At 64.3% G+C, this 12,581-nt stretch carries 12 protein-coding genes and 1 pseudogene; 6 read left to right on the top strand and 7 right to left on the bottom strand.

The window, feature by feature from the left end; genetic code table 11:
- Positions 1-142: 142 nt before the first annotated feature.
- The 3 genes from ONR75_RS06745 to ONR75_RS06735 all read right to left on the bottom strand — a co-directional run bounded on the left by ONR75_RS06745 (position 143) and on the right by ONR75_RS06735 (position 2,448).
- On the bottom strand, positions 143-571 hold the full coding sequence (locus ONR75_RS06745) for an OsmC family protein (protein ID WP_265081922.1): 429 nt from the start codon (positions 569-571) through the stop codon (positions 143-145).
- Between the two features lie 73 nt (positions 572-644).
- Positions 645-1,607: an alpha/beta fold hydrolase gene (locus ONR75_RS06740; RefSeq protein WP_265081921.1), complete on the bottom strand. Its 963-nt coding sequence runs from the start codon at positions 1,605-1,607 to the stop codon at positions 645-647.
- Positions 1,608-1,680: 73 nt separating this feature from the next.
- Entirely contained in the window at positions 1,681-2,448 is a 768-nt protein-coding gene (locus tag ONR75_RS06735) for a DUF3750 domain-containing protein (protein ID WP_265083562.1), read from the bottom strand.
- A 159-nt stretch (positions 2,449-2,607) separates the two neighbouring features.
- On the opposite strand from ONR75_RS06735, the gene ONR75_RS06730 reads away from it, so the two are divergent.
- Positions 2,608-2,790 (top strand): hypothetical protein, encoded by a 183-nt coding sequence (locus ONR75_RS06730; protein WP_265081920.1) that lies wholly within the window; start codon positions 2,608-2,610, stop codon positions 2,788-2,790.
- A 93-nt stretch (positions 2,791-2,883) separates the two neighbouring features.
- Here ONR75_RS06730 and ONR75_RS06725 read toward each other — a convergent pair whose 3' ends face one another.
- The 3 genes from ONR75_RS06725 to ykgO form a co-directional block, all read right to left on the bottom strand.
- Positions 2,884-5,166, bottom strand: coding sequence for a mechanosensitive ion channel family protein (locus tag ONR75_RS06725; RefSeq protein WP_265083561.1), 2,283 nt, complete (start codon positions 5,164-5,166; stop codon positions 2,884-2,886).
- 194 nt (positions 5,167-5,360) lie between these two features.
- Positions 5,361-6,005 (bottom strand): tetratricopeptide repeat protein, encoded by a 645-nt coding sequence (locus ONR75_RS06720; RefSeq protein WP_265081919.1) that lies wholly within the window; start codon positions 6,003-6,005, stop codon positions 5,361-5,363.
- A 117-nt stretch (positions 6,006-6,122) separates the two neighbouring features.
- Positions 6,123-6,248 (bottom strand): type B 50S ribosomal protein L36, encoded by a 126-nt coding sequence (gene ykgO, locus ONR75_RS06715; RefSeq protein ID WP_143575353.1) that lies wholly within the window; start codon positions 6,246-6,248, stop codon positions 6,123-6,125.
- A 458-nt stretch (positions 6,249-6,706) separates the two neighbouring features.
- Between ykgO and ONR75_RS06710 the strand changes: the two genes are divergently transcribed.
- The 5 genes from ONR75_RS06710 (at position 6,707) to ONR75_RS06690 (ending at position 11,232) form a co-directional block, all read left to right on the top strand.
- Positions 6,707-7,582 (top strand): amidohydrolase family protein, encoded by an 876-nt coding sequence (locus ONR75_RS06710; RefSeq protein WP_265081918.1) that lies wholly within the window; start codon positions 6,707-6,709, stop codon positions 7,580-7,582.
- Between the two features lie 11 nt (positions 7,583-7,593).
- Positions 7,594-8,883, top strand: coding sequence for an O-antigen ligase family protein (locus ONR75_RS06705; RefSeq protein ID WP_265081917.1), 1,290 nt, complete (start codon positions 7,594-7,596; stop codon positions 8,881-8,883).
- A 25-nt stretch (positions 8,884-8,908) separates the two neighbouring features.
- Positions 8,909-9,406: a YbaK/EbsC family protein gene (locus ONR75_RS06700; protein WP_265081916.1), complete on the top strand. Its 498-nt coding sequence runs from the start codon at positions 8,909-8,911 to the stop codon at positions 9,404-9,406.
- 439 nt (positions 9,407-9,845) lie between these two features.
- A complete protein-coding gene (locus ONR75_RS06695; protein WP_265081915.1) occupies positions 9,846-10,373 on the top strand; it encodes a hypothetical protein in 528 nt (175 codons plus the stop codon).
- A 79-nt stretch (positions 10,374-10,452) separates the two neighbouring features.
- Positions 10,453-11,232 (top strand): FadR/GntR family transcriptional regulator, encoded by a 780-nt coding sequence (locus ONR75_RS06690; protein WP_265081914.1) that lies wholly within the window; start codon positions 10,453-10,455, stop codon positions 11,230-11,232.
- A gap of 54 nt (positions 11,233-11,286) precedes the next feature.
- Here the strand turns inward: ONR75_RS06690 and ONR75_RS06685 are convergent.
- Positions 11,287-12,526 (bottom strand): annotated as a pseudogene (locus ONR75_RS06685) (TRAP transporter large permease).
- Between the last annotated feature and the right edge of the window lie 55 nt (positions 12,527-12,581).

Genomic DNA, 12,581 nt, shown 5'->3' with positions numbered 1-12,581 from the left:
TCATCGCCCGGCCTGGTGCGCACTTGCGCGCCGGGACCGGGCGATCCAGTATTCCGCGATGCCCGTGATAAAACCGGGACGATGGTGTTTACTGGGTCGCCCGCTTTCGCGGGCGACGACAGCCGAGCAGAGGTTGGGCGGCTTAGCCCAGCAGCGTCGCGTCCAGCGTGATCTCGGCCTTCAGCAGCTTCGAGACCGGGCAGCCGGCCTTGGCCTTTGCCGCCAACTCGTCGAATTTTGCCTTGTCGGCGCCGGGGATCTTCGCCGACAGCGTCAGGTGCACCTTGGTGATGGCAAACCCGTCGCCTTCTTTCTCAAGAGTGACGTCGGCCTTGGTTTCCATCTGCTCGGCGGTGAGCTTGGCCTCGCCGAGAATGAGCGACAGCGCCATGGTGAAACAGGCGGCGTGGGCCGCACCGATCAGTTCTTCGGGGTTGGAGCCGGGCTTGCCCTCGAAGCGGCTGGCGAAGCCGTAGGGATAATCCGTCAGCGCGCCGCTCTTGGTCGAGATGGCGCCCTTGCCGTCCTTGATGCCGCCCTGCCATTTGGCTGAACCGAAAGTCGTGGTCATGCAATACTCCATGGGATGGGTGTGGATGGACGCGACCTCAACGCCTGAGGCGGCGGATAGTGCCAAAGGAATGCTACCGCAGCACTGCCGTCGGTCGTGTGTCAGCGGCGGCAATCATGCCTTCGATCTCGCTGACAACGAGATCGGGCGCAGCATTCTGCACGATGTGACCGACATCAGGTAATATGATCAGCCGGGCATGTGGCACGGTCGCGGCGAAGCGGCGGGAATGGATCTGCGGTGACACCGTGGTGTCGGCATCGCCTGATATCACCACGGTGGGCACCTTGATCTCGCCATAGCGCGGCGCCTGTTCGGTGACCGCGGCTTTCAACGTCACCAGATCCCACGCATTGGCCAGGAAGGTTCGCGGCCGCAGCACCAGCGGCGTCGCAGTCTGCTGCACATATCCCTCGGGCATGACCTGCGGCCGGAATACACTGCGGGCACCGGGCTCCATCAGGAAATAGCCGAGCGGCAAAGTGATGGTGTAGGCCAGCAGCGGGCCGATCAGCGGCGTGGTGACGACGTCGTTGTAAGTGCCGACCCCGCCCGGCCAAGGATAGGTGACGCCGGCCAGCATCACCAGCCCGGCGACGCGCTGCGGATAGTCCAGTGCCATCAACGCCCCGAGCGCGCCGGCCAGCGAATGCACCACAAGGACGGCGGACTCTATACCGAGTTGTCCCAGTGCCTCGTCGATCATGCGCGCCTGAATCGCCGGCGACGAATTTTTCAGATCGTCTCGGCTGCTCCAGCCGAGTCCGGGCCGGTCGATCAGGATCACGCGGTGATTTCTGGCCAGCATGTCGCCGAGCGGAAAGCGCATGGTCTCGAGGCTGGAGGTGGCGCCGTGGATCAGCACGATCGGCGGACCGGCGGCATCGCGCGGGCCGATATCCTCCACGTGAATCCGCCCGCCGGCGACATCGACGAAGCGGCTGTGAGCTGGATATTTCCGCTCCAGCACGGCGACGCCGGCCTGGGTGATCAACGCCAGCGCGGCAAGCGTGGCGATCAGGCAGATCGCTATCATCGATATGATCCGGGGATGGTTGCGCACGCTTCAGCTACGCAGCGACGGCAGATCGGTTTCGCGGCGGTCCGGATCACGCGGCTAGGCCGAGGCGCCCGATTCCAGGCAGCTTGAGCGCCGGACGTCGGATATCGACGCCGAACACCGCGCCGAGAAAATTGACCTCGATGCCTTCGATCCAGCCGACGGTCACGCCGAGATAGCCGCCGAGGGTGGCGCGCAGGCCGGTGCCGGACGGAGTCCGGCCAAAGGCATCGCCGCTCCAGGGATAGTCCTTGCCGATGGCGGTCGGCGGCAATGCGATCTTCAGTTCCGGGACCGACGCCAGCACGGCGGCAACGAAGGTGTTGGAATTCGGCCCCGGCCACGCCCGGTAGTCGCCATAGGCGCGCAGCTTGTAGCTTTCGATGGCCGAGCGGATTTTCGGGATCATGGCTTCGGCGGCTTGGCCATCCGCAGCGGCGAGCGCCTCCGGCATGTCGCCGAACCAGCGGCCATCGGCCGCGAAGCCGTTGACGCGGATCGGCTCGCCCCACGCGGTGTAGTCATAGCGGGTGTAGCGCGGCGCATTGCGCTCCTTGACCACTACCCAGGTGTGAACCGCAAAGATGCCGCGCCAACGCACGGTGCGCGCAGCGAAGACGCGCACCAGGGCTTCAGGATGCGCGGCCGGTTGGGGCAGCAGCCCGGCGCTTGAGCGGTCGGCGCTCTGCCAATCAACCGAACGATCGCCAAACCAGTATTTCAACGCCGAGGCGCCGATGGGGACCACCAGCAGAAGCAACAGGACGATCACGATTTTTCTCACCGCTGGCAGCCCAAATGAAGCAACCCGCCCCATATGGGGATCGCGCCCGATTTCACCACCGCGCCGCGGCCGATGGTCGCCATGCAGCCGGCCGAAGCTATCCACGCTATCCACAGGGTCGCCGGGCGCCTTGCCGTAATATCTTCCCAATAAAATCGGAAAATGATCCTGACAAAAATCGGAGAATGTTCGATGGCCCGCGCGCCCAGTGACGTCGCGATCGATGAAATTATCGCCGCCTGCAACGGCGATATCCACGGTGCGTTGAAAGCGCTTCTGCTGGTCAACGAGCAGCTGGAAGCCGAATTGCAGCAGCTTTATGCAGCTGCGATTCCCTGCAATATCAAACGCGGCAGCGGCAAGGCGCTGCATTAGCGGTTCGCCGACCGATCAGGCGGCTTGTCCGGGTCCTTGTGCTCGACCTTCGGACACGCGCCGGGCGTTGAACATGCCGGTGAAGATCAGCCCTCAGGCGGTTGCCCGGCGCCGCGAGGTGGGAGCTTCGGCGGTGTCGTCGGTCTCGGGCGCGGGAAGCTGCATCAGAATGGTCTGCCCGGCACTGGCAATCTCGATGCCGTTTTCCTGGAAGCGGCGCTTCATGCGGCGGTTGAACTCGCGCTGCACCGGCCAACGTCCGGAATCGGTGCAGCGGATCTGCCCGACGATGGAGGCCATCGATCCGTCCACCTTGTCGACGCCCCACAATTCCAGATCGCTGCGGATGGCCTGACGGAACTCCGGCTCGCCGCGCATCTCGGCGACAATCTCCTTGAGGACCTGCCCGGCGCGGTCGGTGTCTTCCTTGTAGGCGACATTGACGCTGACAGCAGCGTTGCCGGCACCACGACTGGCGTTGGTGATGGTCGTCACCGCGCTGAACGGCACGATGTGCACCGCACCGTCGCCGGCGCGCAGCCGGATGGTACGGATCGAGACGTTCTCGACGACGCCGGACAGGCCCGACACAGTGACATTGTCGCCGACCTGCACGGTGTTCTCGAGCAGCAGGAACAGGCCGGTGATGACGTCCTGGACCAGCTTCTGCGAACCGAAGCCGATGGCGATACCGACGATGCCGGCGCCGGCCAAGAGCGGCGCCACGTTGACGCCGATCTCGCTCAGCGCCGTCAGCCCGACCACGGCGACGATCACACACAGCAACGTCGTGCGCAGCATGGGCTGGAACGTGCGCAGCCGCGCCGCGCGCGCGAAATGCGAATTGCGCGTCAGCAACGCCAGTTGCCGATCCATCAGCGCATTGCTGCCCTCCCACACCGCGACGGCAGCCAGCGCGGCAACACCGATGGTCACCACAGCCGACACCACGCGCCCACCGACCTGACCGCCATAGAACCAGACGATGGCATCGATGCCCCACACCTCGAGCAGTGCGACAAGGCCGATCGTGCCGACGAGGCCGGACACGACCTGGCGCAGCAACGGCAGATAGCGATTGGCGCGCGCCTCCAGGCCGGGGAAACGCTGCAGGATTTCGGGCTGGATACGAAAGCCGCGATCGATCAGGCCCAGCAGAACGACAAGAGTCAGTCTGGCCGCCGCGACGACCATCACCGTCCCGACGAAGTACTGCAGCAGCAGCGCGTAGCCGTTCTTGATATGCAGCGCCCAGACAGCCCACAATGCGAGCACCAAAGCGATCGCCAGCACGTGCCAGATCCCGGCGAAGCGATTGCGCAGCATCGCCATGACGCCAATGCGTCCCTCCGGCGCACGGATCGCTCCCGCCACCTGCCTGTGACACTGCAGGATGACCACGACCACGAGCAGATGCACGGCCAGCATCACCAGCCGCACCAGCGCATCGTAGCCCCCGCGATACAATCCGAGCAGCAATGCGATATTGGCCAGTGCAATTCCGGAGACGCAGACGGTCGCGATGCGCCGGGTCCAGATCTCGATATAGGCCGCGGTCTCTTCGCGCAGCGTAATCAGGCCGAGCGGACCGAACAGCGACCGCACGACGCAAACGATGGCGCGGCAGATCAGATAGGCATTGACGATGGCGAGGATCGCCAGACGCGCGATGCCGGCGTCGCCGATCCCGGTGCCGAGCAGCATGACGACGACGCCCGCAAATACCACGACCGGCAGCAGTTCGAGCGCCAGCCGGCCGAGGACGAACGGCAGCCGCACCAGCGATTGCCACGCACGGGTCAGGCTGCGATGGCGCCGCTGCAGATCCGGCACCTCGCTGATATCCGCCATCGAGGATGGTGGATCGATCCGCTCCAGAACCTGGACCGGTGCGCGCGCCGCATAGGGAATCCGGGCCTCAAGCAGTTGCTGTGGTCTTCGCAGCAGCCGGCACACCAGGGATTCGGCCGCGAATGCGCTGCTGAAAACCAGCGCCAGCTTCCACGCAATATCGAACAGGAGTTGATAGGTCTCGGGGTCCTGCGCCGTTCTCTGTAGCCAATACCAAAGCGCCGGGAAGCGCACCACCGAACGTGCCGCAGCATCGATCTCACGCCCGAGATCGCTGACCTGTTCGGAAACCGCGAGCAGCAATTGCGCGACCAGGCTGTCCGGCGCCAGCGGCGCGGCAGGCTTCGCCGCCGCCGGTGTCGCCGGGGTCGCCTTGGCAATGGCCCTCAGCGTGTCGATCATCTGGGCGCGCTTGCCGTCGTCCTGCAAGGTCTCCAGCGCACGGCTGGCCTGCTCCGGCGTCAGGGAATCGGCGCTGGGGGCGGGCGCCGGCGCGGCGGTCTGCGCGGCCGCAGGAGCGGCCATCAGCACACATAGCAAAGCGAGAAGCGGCAGGGATTTGGGCGCCACGAGGTTCCCTTCCAAGGGGTATGGGATGGCCCTAGTGGCCGTTTTGATGTGTCGGAAGTTTGGTTCCAAGGCGACGATGTCTTGGCAATTCGCCGCGGACACCCCGGGGATCAATTGCAGGGGTGATATGCCATTGAAATCGTTAAATTTCAGATGTCGCGGCCTTCGACCTTCTCGGTCAGGGTCTTGACCAGTTCCGGCACCTTTTCGAGGTGCGGGTTGATCGCCAGTGCCTTGCGGAATGCGTCGAGGGCGCGCTTCTCGTCGCCCAGTTCCTGCATGATCATGCCAAGACCGGCCAGCGCGCCGAAATGCCGGGGCTCGCGCACCAGCACCTGCTCAATGTCATGCAGCGAGTGAGTGTAATCGTTCTGCAGGTAATAGAGCGTGGCCCGTCGGTTCCAGCCCTCGATGTAATCCGGGCGCAGCTTGACGACCGCGTCGAGCAGTTTCAGCGCCACATCCACCTGCTTGGCATCCATGGCTGCCTTGGCGCGCATCATCAGCAGGGCCGTGGTGTCGCTGCTGGTCTGGGTCCACAGCGCCCAGATCCGTGCCTCGACATGCTTGGCGCTGTCTTCGTCGGGCGCGACCTTGAGCGCCCCGAACAGAAAATCCAGGCCGCGGGTGCGGTCGGCACCGACCTTTGGTAATTTGGCGGGAGGTTCCGGGAGCTTCTTCTGCTCCGTGGGTGGCGTGACCCGCGGATCCCGACCCTGTGCGCAAGCCGGCGCGGCAGCAAATGCCGCGAGCACGACAATTCCAAAACCTGCCGCTGGGAATCTGAACGTCATCCGGAAAGTGTAGACGCGAAAAATTGCGCTGCAAAGCAGCAGTACCGTCACACAGCCGTGATGAAGCAGGTTTTCAAGCCGCCCGGAGGCAGCCGATCATACCGGACGCGGTCGCAATCAGCCCTGACGGGCCTTGAAACGACGCTGAACCTTGTTGATCACGTAGACGCGGCCCTTGCGGCGGACGAGAACGTTGTCGCGATGGCGAGCACGCAGCGACTTCAGCGAGTTACGGACCTTCATGGGACAATCCTGATCTTTTGAAAGGCCGTGTTGGACAGGCCGAAAGTGGCAAAATGGGCTTTGGTCCCGCTGGCAGCTTGGCCGCCCGAGACAGGCGGTTTCTAAGCCATTGCGCGCCGGACTGTCAATCCGCCCGGGACCCGTCGCGCAACATTGTCCGGTCATTCCTGCGGTATGCGGCCACCCCAGGCACCATTTTCCATTTCCCGGGCGAGAAATCCACAAAAAGGCGAGTGCGGCGCCGCTCCGCCTCCCGACTCGACGCTCGACCGTGACCTCACCTGCGCCGACGCACAGGGCTACGCCGTGACCGACAGCGAACCGGATTCGGCGCTTCGCGCAGGACATCCGCACACAAATCTCGCCGGCCGGTCGGGTCCCCCTAACCTTTCAATGCCCGGAGCTTTTTGTTAATGCAGCGCAACCCCGCGCCAGGCGCCATGTGAGGAATATCGGGCATGCAGCTGCTCAATACGGACGATCTCGTCGCCATCGATATCCATACCCACGCCGAGGAGCCCTGCGGCTGCCATGGCGACGATGGCTACGACGATTTCCAGGCGCAGATGGCCGAATATTTCAAATCGCCGCACAAGCACCCGCCGACCATTCCCGAGACGGCAGCCTATTACCGCGCGAAAAACATTGCCGCGGTGATCTTCCCGGTCGACGCCGAGCGCGAGACCGGCTTCCGCCGCTACAACAACGACGAAATGATCGAACTGACGCGCCAGAACGCCGACGTGCTGATCCCGTTCGCCTCGATCGATCCGCACAAGGGCAAGCTCGGCGTCCGCGAGGCGCGCCGCCTGATTGCCGATTACGGTATCAAGGGCTTCAAATTCCACCCGACCATGCAGGGCTTCTATCCCAACGACCGCATGGCCTATCCGCTGTACGAGGCGATCCAGGAAGCCGGCGCCATCGCGCTGTTTCACACCGGCCAGACCGGCGTCGGCTCCGGCATGCCCGGCGGCATGGGGATGCGGCTGAAATATTCGAACCCGATGTATATCGACGACGTCGCGGTGGATTTCCCCGACATGAAGATCATTCTCGCGCATCCCTCCTTCCCCTGGCAGGAAGAGGCGCTGTCGGTGGCGACCCACAAGCCGAACGTCTACATCGACCTGTCCGGCTGGTCGCCGAAATACTTCCCGCCGATCCTAGTGCGCTACATCAACTCGATCCTGCAGGACAAGATGCTGTTCGGTTCGGACTGGCCGGTGATCATGCCGGACCGCTGGATGGCCGACTTCGCCAAGCTCGAGATCCGCGACGAGATCCGGCCCAAGGTGCTGAAGAACAACGCGCGCAAACTGCTCGGCATATGACGAAAGACGACATGGTCACGACGACGCAGGGAATCCAGGAAAAGCTGCTGGTCGCCAGGCATTGCGCCGCGGTGGCCACGGCCTTCATGCTGCCGTTCACGACCAGCGGGCAAGCCATAGCGGTCTCGATTCTCGCGGTGCTCGCTTTGCTGACGCTGGATCGCGATCGTCTGATGGAGACACTGCGGGCGCCGGCGGCGTGGATACCGCTGCTGCTGTTCGCGTTTCTGCTCGTTGGCGTCTCGTGGTCGATGCAGCCGATCGGCCCCGCCCTGAAATGGGTCGGGCCCTACGCCAAGCTGCTGCTGATTCCGCTGATGATGGCGACGTGCATCACGCCGAAACAGGCGATCCAGATCGGCTACGGCTTCCTGACATCCTGCATCGTCATTCTGGCGATCTCCTATGTGACGATGCTGTGGCCGACCGGCCCCGGGTTATGGTTCAAGACGCCCGGCATCCCCTTCAAGGACAATGCAGTCCAGAGCGAGTGCTTTTCCCTGTGCGCCTTTGGCCTTGCATTCGCCGCGGTCAAAGGCTGGCAACGCGGAGAAAGCCGCCGCGCGATCCTGATGATCGCGCTTGCCTTGCTGTTTTTCGCGAACGTGTTTCTGATCTACATCTCGAAGACGGGCATGCTCGTCGCCGGCGTGCTGCTGGCATTGTTTCTCGTCCAGTTGAATGGCTGGCGCCGCGCGTTGCTTGTCGGGGCGAGCGCCGTTGTCATTGCGGCGCTCTCGTTGTGGATGTCCCCGGGCGCGCAACGGCGGATCGCCGAAATCGCGACGGATATCCAGCAGGCGAGCGCCGGCGCCCAGGAAACCGTATCCACGGCGTCCCGGATCGACTTCTGGAACAAGGCCGCGATCTTCGTGAAGGAAGCGCCGTTGCTCGGCCACGGCACCGGCAGCATCAGGCCGCTGTATCAATCGATGGAAGCCTCGCGTCCGTCTCCCTATGGCGAAGCGGTCGCGGATCCTCACAATCAGTTTCTTCACGTAACCCTGCAGATCGGTTTGCTCGGCGGCCTTGTCCTGCTGGCCATGTGGGCCGTCCACGCGAAGATGTTCCTCGGGCGCGACATGGCCAGCGTCCTCGGTCTGGCGGTGGTGGTTCAGAATTTCCTCGGCTCGCTGTTCAACAGCCACATCTCCCAGGTCACGCAGGGCATGCTGTACTGCCTGGCAGTCGGCATTCTGGGATCGGTGGTGCGCAGCGCAGCAACGCAGACAGCGCGCCAGCCAGATGCGACCGAAGCTGCGATGGAACGACTGCCGACGGCCACTGCGGACTCCCGGTGAAGAACAAACGAGCCTGGATCCCCGCATGAGCCTTGAGTCCGTCCGCGCATTTTTCGCGAGCCACGCTCCTGACATCGCCGTCCTCGTCTCCGAGCGGAGTTCGGCCACCGTGGCGCTGGCCGCCGAGGCGTTCGGCGTCGAGCCGGCGCGGATCGCCAAGACATTGTCGCTGCGGGTCGGCGACCGCGTGGTGCTGGTGGTCACCAAGGGCACGGCGCGCCTCGACAACAAAAAGGCCAGGGCCGCGCTCGGCGCCAAGCCGCGCATGCTCGAGGCCGACGAGGTGGTGGCCCTGACCGGGCATCCGGTGGGTGGCGTCTGCCCGTTCGGGCTGGCGACGCCGTTGCCGGTCTATTGCGACGTCTCGCTGAAGGCCTTCGACGAGGTGCTGCCGGCGGCGGGCTCGGCCAACAGCGCGGTACGGATCCCGCCGTTGCGGATGGCCGAACTGGTCGGCGCCGCGTGGGTCGACGTCTGCCAGGACCCCGTCACGCGGAATGACGACCTACCGGCGGCGCCGTAGGCGGGGAATGTTTCCACCGCCTGCGGGCGCGAAAAGAAAACAATAGCAGCGCGCTTTGGCGCGAAACGGTGCGCCTGTTGCTATTTTCCCGGCGGTCTCGACAGCGGCTCCCGCACGCATGATTTTGACGGCAATGGACGTGCGTCGTCCCGCAGCCAGAAGTGGATTGCGCAGCCGGAATGATCGTCATGAGACCCCGAAGCCCTGCCCCCCGTTCCCAATTGACCCGTACATGGCGGTTTCTGAGCGCCATCGTCGCGATCGCCGCAGCCAGCCTGCCCGGCGCCGGCGCTTAACGCGCCCCATCCCGGCCTACCCGATATCGACAGCGCCCAACATCTGGTCGCGCTTTTCTCCTGCGCAGCGTTATACTTATATTGACCGGCGCACATTATCGTCTCGCCGGGTGGCGCGCTGCCGTGGATCGGGGGACTTCAACATGCGGCTTCTGCCGATCGATGCCGAGAAGACTTGGGCGTCGCTGAAGTCGCAGTGGAGGCGGGCCGCCGAGGGCCTCGAAGAGGATTTTTCGAGCTTTTCCCAAGGCCCCTTCGCAGCGCTCGATCCGCTGATGGCCCAGGGCGCCCACAAGGCAGGGCTTTACGGTCTCTATGACGGGTCGGTGCCGCACGCATTCTGCCAGGTCAACAAACTGCTGATGCACAAATTCGAAGGTCCGGTGCTGCGGGCGCGCTTCATGACTGTATCGCCGACCTACGATTTCGGCGAAGCCGACCTCGCAGGCTATGGCCAACTGCTGGTCGAACTATTCTCCGGGATCGTCTGGCTGTCCCGGAATACCATGTCGGCCCACCACGTCCTGTTTCACCTGCGCAGCCCCGCCGATGCGCATTTCCTCGCGCCGCTGCAAGCGGCCGTGGCCGCCTCGCCGTTCGAGCGGTTTGCCATCAAGGGCGCCTGGGTCGAATGCGACCTGCGAGGCGCTGCCGCCGCCGCGACCACCTGAACGCCCGGAGCAGGCGCCCCGTTTGGCGGCCATCCGCAACCTTGCACCTCGCCGGGGGCGATGCTAGCAAAGTTGTACGATGACAGTACAAGACCGACCCAGCCCGGCGCGCCGCCGCGACCGCAAGCCGGCCCGCCCCGATCTGCTGCGTCCCTTGACCCCGGTGCGGCGCCGCACTGAGGAAGTGGTCGAGCGCATCGCGGCCCAAATCGCCGAAGGCCAGCTTCCAGCCGGCGCGCGGCTGCCGACCGAACAGGCGATGATGGCGGCCATGGGCGTCAGCCGCACTGTGGTGCGCGAGGCGATTTCGGCGCTGCGCGCCCGCGGCCTGGTGATGACACGGCAGGGTGCAGGCGCCTTCGTCGGCGCCGACCCGACGCAGCAGCCTTATGCGATCGACCCCGACGGCTTGGGCTCGCTGAACAGCGTCATCGAAATTCTAGAACTGCGCACCGCTATCGAGATGGAGGCCGCGGCCATCGCCAGCGAGCGCGCCACCGCTCCACAGCTCAAGGCCATCGCCAAAGCCTCCGCCACCTTCACCCGCGCCATCGAGAATGGCGATCGCGCGGTGAAGGAGGACTTCGACTTCCATTTCGCCATCGCCATCGCCACGCAGAATTCGCGCTTCGTCGGCTTTCTGGAATTTCTCGGCGGCCTGATTATCCCGCGCCAGAGCATCCGCACCTTCGACGGCAAGGCGGAATTGCAAAAGCGCTACCTGGAAAGCGTCCAGAAGGAACACCAGGCGATCTTCGACGCGATCAGCGCCCATTCCCCGCGCAAGGCCCGCGATGCCATGCGACGTCATCTGGTGAACGGCAAGGAACGTTACCGGCAACTGGCGGTCGAAGTTTAGCGCCAGCCGATCAACGGTCGTCCCGGGCAAGTGAGCTACCGGGACGACAGCTTTTCACCTGAACCCGAACGCATGCGGGAGCGCCATCGAGAACCACGGCACGTAGGTCACCAACATCAAGACCGCGAACATCACGTAGTAGAACGGCCAGATTCCGCGCATCACCTCGTCCACCGAGACTTTTCCGATCGCGCACCCCACGAACAGCGTGGTGCCGACCGGCGGGGTGAGGAGGCCGATGCCGAGGTTCAGCAGCATGACGATGCCGAAATGCACGGGGTCGATGCCGAAATTCTTCACGACCGGCAGCAGGATCGGCGTGCAGATCAGCAGCAGCGGCGCCAGATCGAGCGCGGTGCCGAGCACCAGCAGCATGATGTTGAGCCACATCAGCAGCACGTATTTGTTGCCGGAGATCGCCACGAAGAATTCCGTCATATGGGCCGGCATCTGCATCACCGCCGCGACATAGCCGAAACAGGATGCGGTCGCCACCAGCGTCAGCACCATCGCTACCGTCTGCAGGGTGCGATAGGTCAGCATCGGCAATTCCGACCACTTGTAGTCACGGTAGATGAACATGGTCACGAAGAAGGCCCAGACGCAGGCCACCGCGCCCGCCTCGATCGGCGTGAACACGCCGGTGAGAATACCGCCGAGCACGATGACCAGCGTGACGATGCCCCAGGTAGCGTCGCCGAGCATTTTCATCGCCTGCCGGATCGGGACCGGCTCACCCTTGGGATGGCCGTCGCGATAGGCGAAATACAGGCACAGCAGCATGATCGAGAAGCCGAGCAGCAGGCCCGGCACGATGCCGGCCAAAAAGACTGGTGATCGAGACCACGCCACCGGTCGCCAGCGAATAGATCACCGCGTTGTGGCTCGGTGGCACCAGGATCGCCTGCACCGACGCGCTGATGGTGACGTTGGTGGCGAACACGCGCGGATAACCCTGCGCCGCCATCTGCGGGATCATCACCGAGCCGATCGCCGACGTATCGGCGACCGACGATCCGGAAATGCCTGACATAATCGTGGTGGCGAGAATGTTGACCTGCGACAGGCCGCCGCGAATGCGCGTAAAGCCGACCACGACGGCGGCGAAATCGACCAGCCGCTTCGCCATGCCGCCTTCCGCCATGATGGCGCCGGCCAGCACGAAGAACGGCACCGTCAGCATCGAGACCTTGCCGACACCGCTGGAGAGCTGTTGCATGACGGCCGCGACCGGAAGATCGATCCATAGCGCGCCGACCAGCGCGGCCAGAGCGAGCGCGAACGCGATCGGCATGCCGACGGCGAAGAACAGACACATGCTGAGAAGCAGAACCGCGATGTCCATGTCA

It is taken from the genome of Rhodopseudomonas sp. P2A-2r (assembly GCF_026015985.1).
Classification (GTDB): domain Bacteria; phylum Pseudomonadota; class Alphaproteobacteria; order Rhizobiales; family Xanthobacteraceae; genus Tardiphaga.
This window is presented reverse-complemented; position numbering and strand designations above follow the sequence as displayed.